Raw genomic sequence first — 20,457 nt, 5'->3', positions numbered from 1 at the left:
GATCCTTTGCAAATTTGTCATCTTGGAATATAGACTAATTATTTTAGTTACACATATTTTATATGCTACCTATGTGTTTTCTAGCGCGTTTAGCTTACTTGGTTATATTCACACCCTTTCGCGTGAGCAAATTCTACACCTGAGTGGACATAATTTTAAACATTATTAACTAACACCGAGGCGCTGCGCGCTACACAGAGGAAACATACTATTTTTAGTATCTTACCCTGTACTTCTCATTGTCTTCTCTGTGGTGATAATCGTGTTTTATCCACTTTATCGTTTAGGTTAAAAATATAACCGCAAGACAATTTTGACCACCGAGAACACCGAGGCGCTGCGCGCTACACTGAGGAAACATACTATTTTTTAGTATCTTCTCCTGTACTTCTCATTGTCTTCTCTGTGGTGATAATCGTGTTTTATCCACTTTATCGTTTAGGTTAAAAATATAACCGCAAGACAATTTTGACCACCGAGAACACCGAGGCGCTGCGCGCTACACTGAGGAAACATACTATTTTTTAGTATCTTCTCCTGTACTTCTCATTGTCTTCTCTGTGGTGATAATCGTGTTTTATTCATTTTATCATTTAGGTTAAGAATTTAACCGCGAAACAATTTTGACCACCGAGAACACCGAGGCGCTGCGCGCTTCACTCAGGGAACATACTATTTTTAGTATCTTACCCTGTACTTCTCATTGTCTTCTCTGTGGTGATAATCGTGTTTTATCCACTTTATCGTTTAGGTTAAAAATATAACCGCAAGACAATTTTGACCACCGAGAACACCGAGGCGCTGCGCGCTACACAGAGGAGAGCGAAATACAATGAGTTGGTCTTAAAATCACTTCTACTGTAATTCTCTTTGTCTTCTCTGTGGTAATAATAGTGTTTTAGCTCGACTAGCCCTTCGGGCACGTTCCAGTTCGTCGCATAGCTCCTCTCGCTCCAGCTTGAAAGCAAAACTATTTGCTTGTCTAGCCCTTCGGGCACGCTTCCGCCCCTAGGTTGCAGTTCCTACTTACTGATGATTTATATATTTTTTAATAATTACCGAGCCAGTGAGCTAGGTGCCTGCAAAACCTTTAACTAAATTCAATATATGTATTATCTACGCTCATTTCTACCTGCTTATTGAGCAAGTTAATTAACAAAATGCTGCGCAGGTCACCGTCGGGCTCTTTGTATATTGCGTCTATATTTTTAAACGAATTATTATTCACACTTACCACATCGCCTTGTTTAGGTAATTGCGATTCAACAGTATGCGACTTTTGATTATTTAAATGCTCAATTATTGCTAGCGGTACAACCTGATAATTAGCCCCATATGTTACAAAGCTACCTATACCGCGAGTATTTTTTACAGCGGCAAAAGGCCCATTTTTTGGATTTAGGCAAACAAATAAGTAATTTGGAAATAAAGGGACTTGTTTGACGGTACGACGACCTTTAACCAGCTTTTCAGTGGTTAATATGGGGTAAAAAGCTTCTATTCCTTGATTATTCAAGTTGGCTTTTGCCCGCTCTTCTTGGCGCGGCTTACACATAACTAAATACCAACTTTCCATGGCAACCTTACTACCTACTAAATTGCAATAAACACAAGATTAAACTAAATCGAACGTCATTATAGCCAGCCTATAATGCCTATGTAAATATGCTTGATAAGTTATTGGTTACTTACATAACCCTAATACATTGTTATTGTTTACGTAACAATTACTTAACCGATGTTGAAATTTATAACTACCATATTGACATTGTTCACTTTTTATTCGAACAATACATTGATTTTATATTTTGCTAATTACATAAATGTTATCTACCTTAGGTAACTAACAAATTTTTTCGAGTAAATGTATATGGATATACTTCACCACGGCGCGGTAAACGGTGTTACAGGCTCATGCCATGAGCTTTTAATTGGTGATCAATCAAGTGTGCTTATTGATTGCGGGTTATTTCAAGGCGAAGACTCTAAAGACGATTTATCAATAGAGTTTGATATTAGCCACGTTACTGCGCTCATTGTTACGCATTGCCATATTGATCATGTAGGCCGAATTCCTTATTTATTTGCAGCGGGTTTTAAAGGTCCCATATTTACCTCTCAGGCTTCAGCAAGCTTGTTGCCACTAGTAATAGAAGACGCACTAAAAGTGGGTGTAACACGCGACCCCAAAATTATAAGTGCCTGCTTAAACCTACTAAAGCGCCGTATTGTACCTGTAGACTTTAAAACGTGGTTTGATTTGCCATGCAACGGGCTGCAAAAGGCTAAAGCCCGATTTCAGCGAGCAGGGCACATTTTAGGCTCGGCCTATGTTGAAATTGATATTAAAACTCATAAACAAAATACTAAACCAAATGGTACTCATCGCGTTGTATTTTCGGGTGACTTAGGCGCACCCTACACGCCCTTACTTCCCTCTCCCAAAGCACCTTATAAAGCTGACACTTTAGTGATTGAATCGACCTATGGCGATAAAAACCATCAAGGCCGAAAAGAGCGCACCCAAACACTTAAAAAAGTAATAGAGCGGGCGGTTGCCGATAATGGAGTGGTGTTGGTGCCTGCGTTTAGTATTGGCCGAACCCAAGAGCTACTTTACGAATTAGAACAACTTATACATAGCTCTGGCAAGCATTCAAAATGGCGAAATATACACGTAATACTCGACTCCCCCATGGCGGCAAACTTTACTGCTCAATATAAAAAGTTTAAGCATTTATGGGATAACGAAGCAAAGCAAAAAGTAGCCAAAGGCCGGCACCCACTTGATTTTAAAAACCTAACCACGGTTGATACGCACAAAGAGCATATGGCCATTATTAATTACTTAAGTACGCACCAAACGCCTGCCATTATTTTAGCCGCCAGCGGTATGTGTACCGGTGGGCGAATAGTTAATTACCTAGAGCGATTTTTAACTGATGCAACCACCGATGTTTTATTTGTAGGCTACCAAGGGCGAGGCACGTTAGGCCGCGACATTCAACAATACGGCCCACGTAATGGTTACGTTTTTATAAACAATACACGCGTCACCATTAATGCCAAAGTACACACCATTAGCGGCTACAGTGCGCATGCGGATCAAAACGGATTAATTAAGTTTGTAACGGGCATGCGTAAAAAGCCAAGCCATATAAAAATTGTGCATGGTGATGATGATGCAAAAGCTGCATTGGCCAGTAAGTATGAAGAGGTGTTAGGGGAAAGCGTTAAAATTGAGATAGGGAGTTAGCTTTTAACGCGCCAGCAAGCAAGGCGCCTACGTGGTGTTTAACCTTAATATTAGTGGTTTTGGACCCTTTGTAGGCTTAAAGCGTGCTCATGCGGATAGTTAAATTTAAAAGCTATGCTTTTAATGCGCCAGCAAGCAAGGCGCCTACGTGGTGTTAAACTTTACTATTAGTGGTTTTGGATCCCTCTGTAGGCGTGAAGCGTGCTCACGCGGATGGTTAAGATTTAAAACACCAACAATCGTTTGTTATAAAAGCGACTCAAGAACTGCTTATATTAGGCAAAACGGTTACATTTGATTGGCTTGTTTGTTTTTCTTTCCAATTAAGATCGCAAATACCATCCGTAGGAGAAAAAGCTGTGGGCGCTTGTAAAAGTAGCTTACGAATTTGAGGGTGGTCAGACTCGTCACATGCAATTTTTAGGTTAGCTAAAAAGGTATCCAATTCAGCCCATGGCATTTTTATTTCGTGAGCACTGAGTATTCTAGGGTGTTCAGTACCAGTAACGTTATCGCCAATCAACAGCTCTTCGTATAACTTTTCACCTGGGCGCAAGCCAGTACATTTAATTTCTATATCGCCATTTGGTCGTTTTTCATGTTTAACTTCTAACCCAGACAAGTGGACCATTTTTGTTGCTAAGTCTTTAATTTTTACAGGTTCTCCCATATCAAGCACAAACACGTCGCCACCTACCCCCATAGCGCCCGCTTGAATAACAAGTTGAGCGGCCTCTGGTATGGTCATAAAGTAACGTGTTATGTCTTGATGGGTTAATGTTATTGGGCCACCTGCTTTTATTTGTTTTCTGAAAAGCGGCACAACCGAACCCGATGAACCTAAAACATTACCAAATCTAACCATGGTAAAGCGTGTTGTATTTTGCACCTCTGAAAGGCCTTGCAGCACCAGTTCGGCCATACGCTTGGTTGTTCCCATTATATTTGTTGGGCGAACAGCCTTATCGGTAGACACTAAAACAAATGTTTCTACATTGGTAAAAATAGCCGCGGTTGCAACGTTATAAGTCCCGTATATATTATTTCGAACGCCTTCAACAACATTATGCTCTACCAATGGAACATGCTTATAAGCTGCGGCATGGTAAACAGTTTGAATACTAAATGTTGAAAATGTTGATTCAACTAATTTTTTGTTTTGAATAGAACCTAATATAGGTAACACTTCAATATTTAGGTTGTTGGCAGCGCAATATTCTGAAAGTTCTTTTTCTATAGCGTATAAAGCAAACTCTGAAAGCTCAAACAACACAATTTTTGTTGGATTATTTTTTATTATTTGTCTGCATAGCTCTGACCCTATTGAACCACCTGCACCAGTAACCATAACTGCTTTGTTGCTAATGTTTGATGACATTAAATCTTGTCTTGGTTTAACTGACTCTCTTCCAAGTAGGTCATCAATTTCTACATCCTTAATTGCATCAACGCTTGTAGTGCCCGACACTATATCAGCCATCCCCGGAATGGTCATGACTTGTAACTTGTACTTTTCGATCGAGTTAAGGACCTCTTTTCTACGACTTCGGGAGGTACTAGGCAGAGCGAGCAAAATTTTGTTAACCGATTTTTGCTCGGCAACTTCGGCTATTTGTGTAGGTGAATACACGCAAGCACCTTGTATTAATGATAAGTGTTTTTTAGGGTCATCATCTATAAACGCAACAGGTGAATACTCTGGTCCGCTAGCCAGTGCTATAGCTAATTGACGGCCTGCAGAGCCTGCTCCATATATAATTACACCTTCTTTGCGACGCATAGTGATTTGCCCGACAATAGCCCGCGCTGTTAACCTTGACCCACCTACAAATAAAATACAAAAACTAGCATATATAAACGGCACAGTGCGCGGAACAGGGGCACTTAAAAAAAAGGATAATACAGTTAAAAATACAGTAGAAAGCACAACACCAGCAACGATAGCCCATACCGCTTGCGTATTCATGTAGCGCAGAACAGCTCGGTAAAGACCTAGTTTGACAAAGCTCAATAAGCTCAACGGAAGTAATATTGCCAAAAGCCCCCATGTGTGTGTATTTTTTAAAACAGCGGTACTATCAAGCCTAAGTAAAAAAGCAAGCCAAAAAGCAACAATAATAAAAATGCTATCTATAACAAGTGATACCACTCTTTTCTGTGGGCGAGGTAAGTTAACTAAAAATTTTAAAAACACAATACATTTCCCTGAATCTAGCAGTGATACTACTATTCTATTGATTACAATTTTACTACAAGATGAACAGCTATTGCACTTAATAGTTAAAGACTATATATAAAAGATAATATAGCCTTTATGTATTTGGTTATTTTTTGTAAATTTGTGTATGTAATTTGGTTATTTTACTCTATCGCCACTGCCACTCCCTGTTACTGTTTGCAGTATGTATGTAAAGTAATTTTTAAGATTTAGCGTGGTTATCATTTTTGCATCGGTTTCAGCTAACAGCTCTGGAGTAGACATATCTATTTCGCTTACTTGTGCTAAGCCAGTAATGCCAGGACGCACATTGTATATATTTTTAGCCTCACGTGCTTGGGTAAGCTCTTGCTGATTAAATAGTCCTGGGCGTGGCCCAACTAAGCTCATCTCACCTTTAAGTACATTCCAAAGCTGCGGTAGCTCATCTAATTTAGTTTTACGTAAAAAACCGCCAAAACGAGTGATAGATGCACTGCTTGCTAAATGGCTTGCAACCGATGCTGTATCTACTGTCATTGTTCTAAATTTAACTAAAGTAAACGGTTTTTTATTACGACCAACACGCTCTTGCATAAAAAGCGGCGAGCCAGTATCAAATAAGCCAATGATAAAAAGTATAATAAAAAATGGAAAAGCAAATACCAATCCAAATAATGCGAAAAGAAAATCTAAAATACGTAACATTAATATCTATCCAAATCTATTTCTGTTAAAAGTTTATCTGCTTTCGATGAGTCTACAACAAAGTTATCAAGCAAGACATTTTCACGTTCTTTTTGGCCTAGAACTCTTAACCCCAAACGAAGCAAAACTTCAGGAAAGTAAAAGTGCTTAATATTTACTTTTTCTTTACCTGCAAGAAAATTCAATACTTGCTGGAGTGATAGAGCTTTTTCATCAGCTAATAGATAGATTTCACCATTAGCTCTGTCGTTCATTAAGCAAAACTTGATGAAACTAAGTAGTTTATCTACTGATAAGTATGAACGCTGGTTTTTTATTGCTTTGAAAGGAAAAGAGTGAACTTTAGAGACTAATCTAGCTAAGGTTCCTATATTTCCTGGTGCATCATAGCTTAAAATAAGTGTAGGGCGAATTATAATGTAATCAATACCTGAATCGGAACAAAAAGTTTTTACTAAATTTTCTGCGATGATCCTCGTTTGAAGTTGTGGTACCCCTTTAATTAACGAAGAGTTTTCATTAACATCTACGTCAGCACATTTACCATGGACATACGCCGTACTAAAGTAAATAAACTTTTTTATATTATTATTTTTACATGCTACTAATAAGTCTTTTAAGGCTCTAATATTTGTTTGCTCAAGCTCTTGAATAGTTGGTGTATGTTTATGGGCGAACGATGCTAAATGGACAACTTGAGAGCATCCATTAACCGCACTATCCCACTCTAAAAACTCAGATAAGTCACCTGTTACTACAGATTTCACTGCGGCTTGAGGAATAGTTTCGTCAGCTCTTTGTGTTATCGATATCGAAAAATCTTTTGATAGATAATCAACAAGTTTTTTACCAATAAAGCCATTTCCACCCGTAATTAAGACTCCCATATTAACTCCTAAAAGAATCTATTCTTAAGTCTTAAGCTTGGTGCTTCAACTAGTTTCCACGAAACTGTAGAGACAACAAAAATAGTCGTAAATAGTACAAAGTAAGATGAAACCGTATTAAACTCAAAACCGTTTGCTATAAATAACTGAATGATCGGGAAATGAAAAATATATACACCATATGAAATATCGCCCAACTTTTTAAATGAAAGTATATTAGGCAGTGAAATAAATACCAATGTAATGAAAACAGCAATTACAAATGGTTGTAAGTAATAAAAATTTAACCATATCAAAATAACTGATGTAATTAATAATGCTGAAAATTGTCTTTTTAAAATATCAAAGTATTTAAAGCAAAATATACCTGCAATAAAGTACATCATTTGTCCTGGCAGCTGAGATGCCAGTGTTTCTGCCATTGGGATTGTATCTTTATGAAATAAGATAAAATCTTTATAAATAAATGACAATACATAGATTGCTAACATGTATAAACAACTATATTTGCGTTCTAAGAGCATGTAGAAGATAGGTACCATGCAGTAAAACATAACTTCTATTTTTAAAGTCCATAATGAGCCATTAATAAAGGGCTCTGGATTCGTTGAAAATACACCATCAATAGTAGGTGCTAAGAAATTCAAAAAAAACCCATTTGCTACGAAGTACTTAATTTCAGATGCATAGCTTCCAACCGAACTCCCGTCTCCGACAAAAAGATATAAACAGCTAGAAAACAAAATTAGCAAAATGTAAGCAGGATAAAGACGAAGTAAACGCCCCCAAAAATAATTAATTACGGTTTTTTTTCTGTCGTAGCTCATATAAATCAGAAAGCCACTAACGATAAAGAATGTAGACACCGCATTACCAGATAGCCAATGTAATGACTCACTAACTGATTCCGTTAGTGGTGTTTTAGCTAAAAAAGCTAAATGCAAAAACACTACCGCCGTGGCCAGTACCAACCTTAAAAAGTCTAGATTATTACTTTTATAAACATACTTCATTTATGTGCTACCTCAAAAGGGCCATGTAAGTTTCAAACCATAAAGCTGAATCAGGAAATAATTGCGCCCTAGCATGTGAAGCTAAGCGAATATTGTTATACGTTTCAACATCAAATAGCTTACTAATTTCTTTTAAGCAGTCATGCACATCATCTTCTTTATAAATCACGCCAGCTTGATCTAAAACAGAATGAGCATAATCAAGGTCTGGGGCAATAACAGGCAGATCGTAAAACATAGCCTCTATTAGTGGATTACCAAAAGTTTCAGATTTTGAAGGGAAAATAGCCGCAAATGCAAAGTCTTGGTAATACTGTTTAAGATCTGCCTGAGGTAACTCCCCTAAGTTATTGATCGGTAGATGTTGCTCTTTTATAGCAGCTATAAACTCTGCAGCTTCAGGTATTGATTCATCAACCGTAATATTAATAACGACAGGCAATGCTTTTTCTTTTATTGCTGTAGCAAGTTTCAATAAAAATGCATGATTTTTATGTGCATAAAAGCGACTAACATAAAGTAGTTCTTTTACTTTGGGCAACTTCTGCTTAGTTTTAAAGCTTACAATGCTCTCTCTTTTGAAGTTATCGCTAATTGGATTAAAAATAATTTCAGAATCAATTGCTACTTTTTCATTGAGCAACTTTTGCATATAGCTACTTTGAACAACAACTGTGTCTACGGCTTTAACTGTTTTACTAAAAAGGTGACGCTTAATTTTCTCAGCTATTTTTGCAACTCCACTCAAACTACCATATAAACGATCATCTACGATGTATGGGTGATGAAGTAAGACTACTTTTTTATGATTACTTTTAATACCGAACAAAAAATTACCGAAAGCAAGAATTGCTTTAGGCTCATATTTTTTTGCTAATGAATTCATCAGTGAAAAGTTAACTTTAAATACATTCAATAAGGCTTTAAGACTGCCAGGTACTACATCAACAACTACAAATTTGCAATTTTCTGTCTCTGAATATGTTAGAAACTCAGGCAAGTTTGGAACAATAAATACGAACTTCTCACCACTTTGCAGTGCATTGCGGATAAAATTATTAGCGATATTTTTGGGGCCTGCAGCAATCTGATTTGAAAAGTTAACGAGATACATTTTTCTTGCCCTCAAATAAGTAAATAAACAAAGTGAATAACATTAATAAGACGAATATGGTTAATGTGTTAAAAATAAAAGCGTTTGAAATACCAAACCCTGTCAACATCATGAAGGCATAAAAAGAAACCCATAGAGGTGCAAACTTTGAGCTGATCATTACCTGATAGAAATATTTTAAAATCATACCTGTCAAAATTGCATACAAGATAACTCCAACAGGGCCAAAGTGTACATAACCTGCAGTTACACGACTTAGAGGCCAGCCTACAGGGATCATGTACTTAAATGGTGAGTTAATTGCAACATTATTTCCTTGAGCGAAATTATAGATATAAACGCCTTCATCTAGCGGTGGTTTTGTCTCATAAAATGAGCTGGGAATAAACCCAGTAAAGAAGTCCATAAATGTACTACCAAACCAAAGCTTATTAATAGAGTCAAAATATGGAAAGATGAATAGTGAAATATCAATATCGCTGAATCGCTTAAATAATTCGCCCATATACGGCAGGGCGTCAGGTATTAATGAGCCTGGATCTGACATATAGTAATCTAGTGCCCCATCAACCCTTAAAATAGGTGCAAGAGAAGCAAAGAAAACTAAAAAGAATAATAAGAGTAAATTTTTAACAGAAAAAACATTTACGTTTTTAATTTTATAATTCCACATTAGAATTAAGAAAACTAAAAGTAGTAGTGGGTTTTTTCTTTCGCCATAAGATGCCAGCATAGCAAAGAAAAACACTGATATAAAAAATAGAAAAAGATAATTTTTAAGCTTAATTCTTTTCAATGACAAGTACGTTATGTAGTAGCCTATAGACAGCATCGCAGATATAAAAAAAATATTCCTATACATTGCAGTACCTTGAACTACCAAGGTTTTATTATCCATATTACTTATCAGAAAGAAGAAACCGCCTACTTTATGAAGGAACAAAGCAAACATTATTATAGTGAGGGCAATAAAGAAATAGCTCGCGTATTTAAATTTTACAACCTTCATACCTACGCCAATACTAGATACACCAAAAAGTTTACCTTTAGGCTCAAAGAAAGCCATGGTAAAAATGCAAACTATTGCAAATATTAGTTTGTACAGAACATGCTGAAAAAAAGCAAAGCTAAAGTCATCTAAGTGATAGATAACTTTCGGATGAAGTTCTTGCGGATTATGAGCGATAAAATATAGATACGGCACCTCAGCCATAGAAAACAAAATAAAAAAAGGAATAACATGAAAAAAATCTTTCTTCCCCTTTTTTAAATAAAGAAGTAACAGTAATAGAACAATAAAATAAAAGGTTATAAATGCATCAATCATTGTACTGTTTTATTCTTTTTGCAGGTACACCACCAAATATACATTGTTTTTCTATAATAGACTTAGATACAACCGCAGCACTCGCAATGATTGTTTTTTCAGCAATACTTTCAGCGGTTTCTAATAAAATTGCACGTGTGCCTAACCAGCAATTTGCTGCAATTTCCTTTTTTATACTAACAGGCTTGCTTTTAGGGTCGTAGCCATGGCTATGGCTGTAAATGACAACACCTTCTGATAACAAGGTATTATTTCCAATAGTTAATCCACCTGTATGATCTAGATGGCAATCTCGGCATATATGTACTTTATCTTCTATAATACATTCACCTGTGTTGTTCTCTGATACAAGCAATGTTCCTTTTCCAATAAATACCCCATCACCTATCCTTACAAGCTTAGGTGACTCAATTCTAGCACCAAATTCGATACGCACATTTTTACCTACTTTTTTACATACAGCCTTATAAAATAAAGTATTTAAGATATCGAAAAGAACTTTTAGAAAGCGCAAAGGAATTCGTACACAGAAAAGTAGTAAGCCGCTGTCTTGATAAAGTTTCGTAATACGATCAATCATTTGATAAGCCTATATTTAAAAATATATAAATAAACAAAACATGAGGTTAGATAATATACACTGAATGATATTGCTAAACTCTCTGCACTTGCAGTTACTGTTAAAATATATGCGCCCATGACTATCGCAGAAGTTAAGGCAACATAAAAAAGTTGATATGTTTTATTCATAACAACCATTACTCTATTGAATGCTAAAGCAACAGAGTAAAATAAACAGATTAAAGTTACTTCTAAAAATAAATCCGTGGTGTATTTATCACCATATAAAAGTAAAAAATAATCATAAAGGAAATAGCCAACACCAACGAATAGTAAGCATGATAACGACATATACTGCATAGCATAGCTGATAAGTTGCTTTACATTGCCTCCTGACTCATGGAGCTTTGTCAAATTTCGTAAAACAATATTACAGATGATATTTAAAAGAATTGAACAAATCATAAACATCTGAAATGAAACATCGAACTCAGCGAGTGCTACAAAGCCATTCTCACTATTAGCTGTTATATACCTTACAAACCAAAAGATAAAAGCATTAATTGCAGAACCAACAATTACTGGCTTTACCGTATTGAATACTCCTTTAGTTTTCTGAAAAAGCACATAGTATTCAATATTTTTTAAAATATGTGTGTGATTACTCAATACATTAAACGCTTTCACTGTTAAGTCAGTAAACTGATAAATAAGCATATAAAATAAGGCTATTTCTACAGTAATATCTTCATATGTATAGAAAATAACAGCGGCTGATAAAACAATGCTAATTACTGTTGAGAAGAAAATTACTTTATAAATGCCTTTCCCTATGTGCACAGAGATCAAATAACCATTTAACAGAGTCAGTGAAATCAATATTACTACTGTCAAAACTATTTGGAGCGTCAAAAAGTCAAAGGAAGATAAACTACCTATAAATGAACTGCTTCCCCATAATAACAAGCATGAGGTTGAGACGGTCAATGCAGTAAGTGCATAGAATACACCATATGCAAGCACTGCGACTTTACTAGAGTTCTCTTTAGCGCTTTCTTTAACAGCGAAAGGGTTAACCGCTGAGCTAAATGTAGTCTCAAATAAGTTAATTGTGCTTCGCAAAAACGCAAAAGTTCCATAAGTATCTTTTGATGTGTAACGAGCAATTAAAATATTAAGAATTAATATAAAACCTTTCGCTATTAAAGTACTAAGCATTAATAGAAAGGCACTAGAAAAGAGTTTTTTCAGCATTGGATTAAACGCTCAACCCAGTTTTCTATGGCGTAACTTTGATAAACTTCATTACTAACTGGCACATATGGATAAGTTAAAAATTCGGCTAGTTCTTGCTCTTTTTGCTGGCCAATTACAAAAATATTTTCAGTTTTATAAAAAGGTTCTTCCATAACTAGTTTATTATTAGTAATTAGCTTTTTGTTTATTCCTAAGGTCTCAATGGTTCTCATTGTTAAGCCTGTTTGATCGGGGTGACCATAATCAATAATAACCTCAGAATCGCACATTACATCAGAAACATCTTGAACACTGAGCTTATCAAAAGAAACCTCTTCGATTGGTATCTTTCGAAATATTTTGTTAATAACTTGAAGAACTTTAAAAACAGGTTTGCTAGGGTAATAAAAAAATGTGAAAGCAGGTTTATTAAGATTCTTTTCAACTAAAGAAGCCATCCCTGATACATCACTAAAGCGATTAGAGTGCAATGTTCCAACAAAAGCTGCCGAATATTTATTATCTGCGACTCTACTTACCTTTCTGCTGTATTCTCTGCTATAAAAAAGAGGTAAGTACTCAAGGTTTTCAATATTCTGGCAATCAATCCTATCGAATGACTTTATAGCATCAAAATACTTAAACTTTCCTTGAGCGCCTTTTACATTAGACAGTGAATCCCAGGAGTAATACACGAATTTAGCTTTGCTAAAGCCTTGCTTCATTTTATCAAGTAAACACTCTGAAAGGCCTTCACCTTTAATGACAATAATTAATTCATAGTCACCTTGCCAGTTAATTTCATTTATGAAATGTTTTTCTGTTAACTTGCTTGTAAGGCTTGGCATTAACCTTGATTTTACTCGATCAAAATTACTCTTTACATAAATGTGGTTAATCCAGTCAACTAAATGACCTTTTGACTCCAACACATTTATAATTTTTTTGTAATAGCCAAAAGTATCTGGACTAAAGAGTAAAACTTTCATATTTGTTGTAAAATTCCGTAAATGAATTAATCATTGACTCTAGATCGTCTTCGATTTTGGCAGGATTAAAATCAACCACACTTTGTAGTTTGCTAATATCAACTTCAGAAAAGGCTTCATTAACGTTACTTTCAAACCAATTTACTTTACAGCCTGTTTTATCAGTTATTACTTTTGCAATTGTATCCGCTCTAGTATTTCTTCCTGAGGCAATATTGAAGATCTCATTGCTTTGTATATCAGCTTTAGCTAACTTGTAAATGGCATCAGCCACATCAACCACTGAAACATAATCTTTTTGATAATCCTCGCGAATATACATGTTAACTTCTTTATTAGCGATCGAGTCTCTAACAATTGAAGGTAAAAATAGAGGGCTATTTACTGCCAAACCGTATACGTTACTAGGCCGCACAACAATTGCTTTATCTACTGAGTTTAAAACTAGGTTTTCAGCCGTAAGCTTTGTTAAGTTAAATAGCGCTCTGTTATCTTTTGCGCAAACTGTCAGATCTGCACTTTCATAACTTGCTTGCTGATTCATGTAGACACGCGTAGATGAAATGTAAATAAACCTATCAAATTGGCTACCTTCTAGCATTTTTACTAGGTAACTGACGTTTGAATCGAATACTTTCATTGGATTATTAGCGCAGTCGCCATGACCTGCAGCATAAATCACTGTGCCCAATGGCTTATTGAAAACACCTTTATCTAGCTTTTCAGGCACATATACTTGCTCACCAGCCTCGCTAAACTGTTTTACAATTTCACTACCAATGAACCCTTTACCGCCAATAACTGTATACATCATGCGCTGCCAAGCCTCTCACGTTGATAATTACCTGACTGAACATTTTCACACCATTGTGAGTTTTCTAAATACCATTTAATTGTTTTTAGAATGCCTGACTCAAAAGTTTCAAGTGGTTCCCATCCTAGCTCTTTGTTTATTTTTGAGGCGTCGATTGCATACCTTAAATCATGGCCGGGCCTGTCCTGTACAAATGTAATTAACTCTTTAAAATTATCTAAACCATCAGGCTTTTCTGTAATTAGCTCATTCAGATGGTTACAAATTGTTGTAACTACTTCGATATTTTGTTTTTCATTGAAGCCACCGATATTGTATGTTTCGCCAAGCTTGCCTTCAGATACAACTTTATAAAGTGCTCGTGCATGGTCTTCAACAAATAACCAATCCCTTACTTGCTTACCATCGCCATATACTGGAAGCTTCTTGCCCTCTAAAGCATTAAGAATAATTAACGGGACCAATTTTTCAGGAAAGTGATATGGGCCGTAGTTATTTGAGCAATTTGTTAGCACTACTGGCAGTTGAAAAGTTCTGTTCCATGCTCGAACAAGATGATCCGATGCCGCCTTAGATGCAGAATAAGGTGAACTAGGCTCATAAGGCGTTTCTTCAGTGAAAAGACCTGTTTCCCCTAAGTCGCCGTATACCTCGTCTGTTGAAATGTGGTGAAAGCGAAATACTGCTTTCTTTTCATCTTTTTGAGAATCGTAGTAAGTTCTAGCAGCTTCTAGTAGTTCATAGGTTCCAACAACATTTGTCTGAATAAATTCACCTGGTCCATCAATAGAACGATCCACATGGCTTTCCGCAGCCAAATGCATGATAAAGTCTGGTTGAAATTTGGCAAGCGTAGCGTTGACTATCTCACGATCACAAATATCGCCTTTCACAAAATGATATCTTTCATTTTGCTCTACACATGCTAATGACTCTAAGTTACCCGCATACGTAAGCTTATCGAAGTTAACTACCGTATGTTCGGTTTCATTTATTAAAAAGCGAACTAATGCAGAACCAATAAAACCAGCTCCGCCAGTTACAAAAATTGTTTTACTCATAAATTACTCGATTAGAAGGTAGGAGCATCTGCTAATATTAAGCCAGCTTCATCTTTAGGTGATAGTAATGGCTGCATACTATTTACCAGAGGCCATTGAATAGCAAGACTAGGATCATTCCAAAGGACGCTTTGTTCGAATTCAGGTGCGTAGTAATTTGTGCACTTATAAACAAATTCAGCAGATTCAGTTGTCACATAAAAACCGTGTGCAAAACCTTCTGGCACCCAAAGCTGTCTTTTATTATCACTGTTTAATAAAACACCTACATGCATTCCAAAAGTTGGGCTATTTTTACGTACATCAACGGCTACATCATAAACTTCACCAGCTATAACACGCACTAACTTACCTTGTGTTTGCTGCGTTTGATAATGCAGACCTCTTAAAATTCCTTGTCCTGATTTACTGTGATTATCTTGTACAAAAGTTACATCTGCAACATGCTCTCGAAACCAGTCTTCACGAAACGTTTCTAAAAAAAAGCCTCGCTCATCACCAAAAACTTTAGGCTCTAAGATTTTTACATCAGGAATAGCTGTGTCAATTATATTCATGAGAATACCCTTCTTGAAAGTAGGCTCAACAAATACTCACCGTAACCACTTTTGACTAATGGCGCAGCTAATTGCTGTAACTGTTGCTCATTGATGTACCCCATTCGAAAAGCGACTTCTTCTGGACAATTTACTTTTAATCCCTGTCTTTTTTCTATGGTTTCGATAAATTGTGCTGCTTGCAACAGGCTGTCATGAGTACCTGTGTCTAACCAAGCCGTTCCGCGTCCCATAATTTCAACATCTAAAGCGTTAGTGTTCAAATACTGTTCAATAACATCTGTTATTTCTAGCTCACCTCTGGGTGAAGCTTCAACATTCTTCGCGTACCCAACAACTTTGTTATCAAAGAAATATAAACCTGGAACAGCATAGTTTGACTTTGGCAATTCTGGCTTTTCTTCTATAGAAATCGCTTTACCACTATCATCAAACTCAACAACACCATATGAACATGGGTTTGCTACATGATAACCAAAAACAGTTGCTCCAGACTTTCTAGAAGCAGCTATTTGCAGTGACTTAACAAGGTCATGACCATAGAAAAGGTTATCACCTAAGATCAATGCGACATTGCTACTACCAATAAACTCTTCACCCAGCAAAAATGCCTGAGCTAAACCATCTGGTGATGGTTGAGCCTTGTACTCTATGTTTATACCCCAATCCTTGCCATCACCTAGCAATTCTTTGAAGCGATCTAGTTCTGCTGGTGTTGTTATGACTAGGATATCTTTAATGCCTGCATTCATTAAAGTAGCAATCGGATAATAAACCATCGGTTTGTCATAGACGGGCATAAGTTGTTTACTTACGACTTTCGTTAATGGGTAAAGGCGAGTCCCGCTACCACCCGCTAAAATAATACCTTTAGTCATATAGCTTCCATAATAGTAATTCCTGAACTTCAGGCTTAACTTAAAAAATGATGATATTGAGTGAACTGTAAAAAAGAGCTAAGTTATCAAACACTTTCTTGTTCTCTAAAATAATTTTTACCCAAGATAATTAGAATACCAATTAAAATGCCAAACAATGCCCCTACAATACATATAAGCGCTCTTTTTGGGCTGACTCTTTCTTCGGGAACTAAAGCAGGGTCAATTGTTTTGAATACATACTCATCTCGAACTTCAGCAAACATAATTGTTTTAGCTTGCTCCTCGATAAGCTGAAATAATACTGTTTTAATATCTGCAACTTTCGTGGTTTCGATTTGTTGCTTTAAAAACGCAGTACTTTTAATTGCCTCAGCAACATCTCGCTCTTTCATTTCTTTATTAATATCTTCAACAAGCCACACAACCCATTGCTGGGCAATGTAAGGCGAGATATGTTCAACAGAAATTGTAATCATGCCGGTATCTTTTGAAGAGTTTATATAAACAATCTCTTTAAATTCTTTGTAAGCCTCCTGTAGTGATGGCTTTGGCTTAAATGGAAATTCAACATCTCTGACCCAAGAGCTTGTTTTGGTATCATAGATATCCTCATCATAGGCTATAGTGTTCACTCCATATGACCAGCTTTCGGCAGCCATTAAGTCTAGTAAAATGTTATGGCGCTCAATGAACTCACTTGTAAATTTTCTAGATTTTAATACTTCAATTGCTAATGCTGACTTATCAGAAGAACCTGCACCTAAATCAATTCCAGCCATACTGGCTAAACCACCAAATTGACCTGCTAGTGCAGCTAACCCCCCATCACCTTTTCCATTTTCCGCAGGAAAAAGGAGTGCTTCAGCTTTATAAATGTTAGGAAGACTAAGAGCTAAAGCAACAGATAACCCCGTAAAAATAACGGTTACCATTGCAATTATTAATTTTCCCTTCCAAATAGTTAAGAAAAAACCTTTAAGATCTACGCCTTCATCTTCAGCATACATACTTTGTTGAGTATTCTGTGAATCCACACTTTTTTCCATTAATAAGTTATCTCATTTATTTAGAGTTACTGAAATTGAATACTAGGTAACTATTAAATTACAGACTGCCAATCGCAGCAACCGCTACACCCAGCTGATAAAGAATCTGCGTTGCAGTGCTCCATAGCGTTAGCTTATCCATATGGCTTGCATCCATTGGTATTACAATTGTATCACCAGGCTCTAGCTGTTCTGTGTCATTAGCTGCAAACCACCCCCCTTGACTAGGAATTTTGACTGAGCCATTAGCTTTAATAATATAAATGCTATCTTCATTGGCACGCTCTTTAAGACCACCGCTTAAATCAATATAGTCATCAACACTTACGCCTGCTTTATATAAGTGTGATGTTGAGTAATTAACCTCACCAATAACGGTGATAGAATCACGCTTACTTGGTACGTATAACGTGTCGCCATTTTGAAGTACTAAGTTTTGTTGGTTATTTACTATTAAGGGTAAATCAATAACTAACCGACCTACCGCTTCAACACTGGCTAAATCATTTAGCAGTTTGTCCATCTCATCGTATGAAAGAGAATTACCGCTTACTGAGTTTTGGAAGCTTTTTGATGCAATATCGCGGCGTAACTCGGTTGATAAGCGAGCTAGTTGTTGTTGCTCTTGCTCTTTTATAGAAGCACGGGTAAAAATTGCTGCGTTTTGTTCTGCAAACTCAGAAAAACCGCCCGCACGTTTAAGTAAATCAGTGAGCGTTTCGCCGCGGCGAATGGTGTATGTACCCGGGAATTTCAGTTCGCCTTTTAGCTCTACTTTTACATTTTCTTGCCAGTTAGGAATAGAGAAAATGTTAATGCTGTCTTTACTACGAAGGGTGATATTGTTTTGTGACTCACCTTTTAGGGCACTTTCAAGATCAAATCGTACATGTTCTACCTGAGAGGCATCACCTAAAACAATGCGCGTTATTTCAGCTTGTTTAGTATAAGCAGATTCTAATAAGCCACCTGCTGCCGTTACTAGGTCGGCTACTTCGCCGCTTACGGTCAACGGGTAAATACCTGGGTAAGTGACGTTACCATTAATTTCAACTAATTGCATAGCTTGCGCTATTGATGCTTGCTGCTTTAACTTTTCGATAATAGGAATAAGTAAGTTATGGCGACTAAAAAAGGCATAGTCTTCAGCTTTTAAGTTTTGCGATTGTTCATTCGCCTTACGTTTTGAAATATCAGCAATGGTTAGTGCTTGCCCATTTTCGGTAATAGTTTTTTCTTCTTGATTTATACCAATGTATTTTTCAAACTCTTTTTGCTTAAACTTATGCCATTGCTCAGCTTTAAGTTGTTGCTCTTGCTGCTCTTGGCTTAGCGCCATATTTTCAAGCGCTGTTTTTTCTATTTCTTTTTTCTCAAAGCGACTAAATACGATGATTTTGTCATTCGCTTTTAGCGCTAGGTTATTGTCAGCGTTTTTAATAATCGCTTGCGCTACGTCAAATTGGTGCGCTTCTATGTCACCATTTATATTTGTTTCACGAATTAATAAACCGTAGCTTAAATCTGCCTGAGGGAGTAAATCGCCGCGCACAGACTTAAGTACGTCTGAAATACGTTTACCTTGATACCACTGATAGCTACCCGGGCGAGCAACTGCACCAATTAGGCTGATTGAATTTTCGTATTGTGAACTGACCGAATTAAAACGAATTCGGTCGCCGTCTTTTGGAATATAGTTAATATTACTTTTGCTAAAATCAACAGAGAGTATTTCTTTACGCTGATTATTAAAACGCTCAACAACTACGTTTTTAGCATAAGCTTCTGGTTTTAATCCGCCGGCCATGTTTAAAAGTTGTTTAGCCGTTTCACCTTGTTTAAGTTCAAAAATAGCTGGGCGTTTTACCAGGCCTTCAACTGTTACTTGTGAACCAACAGAGGGTACAAATACAACGTCCCCAGGTTTTAATACTATATCTTTACTACTATCACCTTTGATCAGTAAATCGTATAGGTCGAAATTACTAACCACTTTACCAGCGCGTTTAACTTGAATATTACGAAGAGAAGCAATGTCAGATACACCACCACTGACAAATAATGCATGCGATACGGTGGTTAAAGAAGAAACACTATAGCTACCCGGTTTGTAAGCCTCACCTAATACTAAAATACGCATGCTGCGTAACTGCCCGAGCGATACAAACGCTTTTACGCCTATAACTTCTTGCTCTACTTTTGCATTAATAAGCGCTTTAACTTCTGCAAACGTTAAACCTGCAACTTGAACTGGTGTTAAATCGGGAATGCTAATTCGGCCTTCACGATCGACAGTTACATCAAAGCTCTCACTTTCTTTACCATAAAAGTTAATGTTTAACTGATCCCCAGGGCCCACTAAATAAGTATCAGGAACTGCTGCACTCTCGTTTGGCATAAACGTGGTTGGTTCACCGGCAAACAGTGAATACCCGAATGGTTTTAATTCATCTTTTTTGGGATTGAAGCGCTCGTCGTCGCTAAGCTCTTCTTGTTGTGGCTTCGAACGTTCACCAATCGTTGGCTGCTCGGTTTGTGTTTGATTACTTGACTGGTTTGACCCTGTGATTGTAGAAAGGTCTACGCCATACTGCTTGGCTAATGCCTCTTGCTGTGATTTGGGTAGTTTTTTAAATTGTTCTAGCTGCGACGCGGTCGGCGTAAATGCCATTGCGTTAATGCTAAATAAAAGAACAAAAGCACTTAATAATTGTGTAAAAACTTTCACGAGTAGGTATATCCCTAGGTCTACAACCAAAATTGGTGGCTATAATACATTAATCTGAGGCAAATAAAAAAGGGACTTTCGC

The 20,457-nt window shown here is 36.7% G+C and carries 17 protein-coding genes; 1 reads left to right on the top strand and 16 read right to left on the bottom strand.

The genetic code is table 11. The annotated features are described in order from the left end of the window. Positions 1-1,090: 1,090 nt before the first annotated feature. Entirely contained in the window at positions 1,091-1,576 is a 486-nt protein-coding gene (gene rfaH, locus ATS76_RS00670) for a transcription/translation regulatory transformer protein RfaH (protein ID WP_058550645.1), read from the bottom strand. Between the two features lie 294 nt (positions 1,577-1,870). Between rfaH and ATS76_RS00665 the strand changes: the two genes are divergently transcribed. Further along, positions 1,871-3,256, top strand: a complete 1,386-nt coding sequence (locus ATS76_RS00665) for an MBL fold metallo-hydrolase RNA specificity domain-containing protein (RefSeq protein WP_058550644.1) — start codon at positions 1,871-1,873, stop codon at positions 3,254-3,256. Positions 3,257-3,515: 259 nt separating this feature from the next. Here ATS76_RS00665 and ATS76_RS00660 read toward each other — a convergent pair whose 3' ends face one another. The 15 genes from ATS76_RS00660 to ATS76_RS00590 form a co-directional block, all read right to left on the bottom strand. Beyond that, positions 3,516-5,450: a polysaccharide biosynthesis protein gene (locus tag ATS76_RS00660; RefSeq protein ID WP_058550643.1), complete on the bottom strand. Its 1,935-nt coding sequence runs from the start codon at positions 5,448-5,450 to the stop codon at positions 3,516-3,518. Between the two features lie 162 nt (positions 5,451-5,612). Next, on the bottom strand, positions 5,613-6,161 hold the full coding sequence (locus ATS76_RS00655) for a sugar transferase (protein ID WP_058550642.1): 549 nt from the start codon (positions 6,159-6,161) through the stop codon (positions 5,613-5,615). Then, positions 6,161-7,048, bottom strand: a complete 888-nt coding sequence (locus tag ATS76_RS00650) for an NAD-dependent epimerase/dehydratase family protein (RefSeq protein WP_058550641.1) — start codon at positions 7,046-7,048, stop codon at positions 6,161-6,163. The genes ATS76_RS00655 and ATS76_RS00650 overlap by 1 nt, the downstream gene beginning before the upstream one ends. Before the next feature lie 8 nt (positions 7,049-7,056). Further along, on the bottom strand, positions 7,057-8,061 hold the full coding sequence (locus ATS76_RS00645) for an acyltransferase family protein (protein WP_058550640.1): 1,005 nt from the start codon (positions 8,059-8,061) through the stop codon (positions 7,057-7,059). Between the two features lie 7 nt (positions 8,062-8,068). Continuing rightward, positions 8,069-9,175: a glycosyltransferase gene (locus ATS76_RS00640; protein ID WP_058550639.1), complete on the bottom strand. Its 1,107-nt coding sequence runs from the start codon at positions 9,173-9,175 to the stop codon at positions 8,069-8,071. Then, entirely contained in the window at positions 9,162-10,502 is a 1,341-nt protein-coding gene (locus tag ATS76_RS00635; RefSeq protein WP_058550638.1) for a hypothetical protein, read from the bottom strand. The genes ATS76_RS00640 and ATS76_RS00635 overlap by 14 nt, the downstream gene beginning before the upstream one ends. Beyond that, on the bottom strand, positions 10,495-11,082 hold the full coding sequence (locus ATS76_RS00630) for an acyltransferase (protein ID WP_058550637.1): 588 nt from the start codon (positions 11,080-11,082) through the stop codon (positions 10,495-10,497). Before ATS76_RS00630 ends, ATS76_RS00635 begins: the two co-directional genes overlap by 8 nt. Next, positions 11,079-12,317: a hypothetical protein gene (locus ATS76_RS00625; RefSeq protein WP_058550636.1), complete on the bottom strand. Its 1,239-nt coding sequence runs from the start codon at positions 12,315-12,317 to the stop codon at positions 11,079-11,081. The genes ATS76_RS00630 and ATS76_RS00625 overlap by 4 nt, the downstream gene beginning before the upstream one ends. Further along, positions 12,311-13,288: a hypothetical protein gene (locus ATS76_RS00620; protein ID WP_058550635.1), complete on the bottom strand. Its 978-nt coding sequence runs from the start codon at positions 13,286-13,288 to the stop codon at positions 12,311-12,313. Before ATS76_RS00620 ends, ATS76_RS00625 begins: the two co-directional genes overlap by 7 nt. Further along, positions 13,269-14,102: an NAD-dependent epimerase/dehydratase family protein gene (locus tag ATS76_RS00615; RefSeq protein ID WP_058550634.1), complete on the bottom strand. Its 834-nt coding sequence runs from the start codon at positions 14,100-14,102 to the stop codon at positions 13,269-13,271. The genes ATS76_RS00620 and ATS76_RS00615 overlap by 20 nt, the downstream gene beginning before the upstream one ends. Then, positions 14,099-15,163, bottom strand: coding sequence for a dTDP-glucose 4,6-dehydratase (gene rfbB, locus ATS76_RS00610; RefSeq protein WP_058550633.1), 1,065 nt, complete (start codon positions 15,161-15,163; stop codon positions 14,099-14,101). Before rfbB ends, ATS76_RS00615 begins: the two co-directional genes overlap by 4 nt. Positions 15,164-15,174: 11 nt before the next feature. After that, complete coding sequence (gene rfbC / locus ATS76_RS00605; protein WP_058550632.1) at positions 15,175-15,720, bottom strand: dTDP-4-dehydrorhamnose 3,5-epimerase; 546 nt, start codon at positions 15,718-15,720, stop codon at positions 15,175-15,177. Next, positions 15,717-16,598 (bottom strand): glucose-1-phosphate thymidylyltransferase RfbA, encoded by an 882-nt coding sequence (gene rfbA, locus ATS76_RS00600; RefSeq protein WP_058550631.1) that lies wholly within the window; start codon positions 16,596-16,598, stop codon positions 15,717-15,719. The genes rfbC and rfbA overlap by 4 nt, the downstream gene beginning before the upstream one ends. An 86-nt stretch (positions 16,599-16,684) precedes the next feature. After that, a complete protein-coding gene (locus tag ATS76_RS00595) occupies positions 16,685-17,647 on the bottom strand; it encodes a Wzz/FepE/Etk N-terminal domain-containing protein (protein ID WP_058550630.1) in 963 nt (320 codons plus the stop codon). 58 nt (positions 17,648-17,705) lie between these two features. After that, entirely contained in the window at positions 17,706-20,375 is a 2,670-nt protein-coding gene (locus tag ATS76_RS00590; RefSeq protein ID WP_058550629.1) for an SLBB domain-containing protein, read from the bottom strand. Positions 20,376-20,457 lie beyond the last annotated feature (82 nt).

It is taken from the genome of Pseudoalteromonas sp. 10-33 (assembly GCF_001469195.1).
Taxonomy (GTDB): domain Bacteria; phylum Pseudomonadota; class Gammaproteobacteria; order Enterobacterales; family Alteromonadaceae; genus Pseudoalteromonas.
The sequence above is the reverse complement of the archived record's forward strand: the minus strand, read 5'-3'. Positions and strand labels throughout refer to the sequence as shown.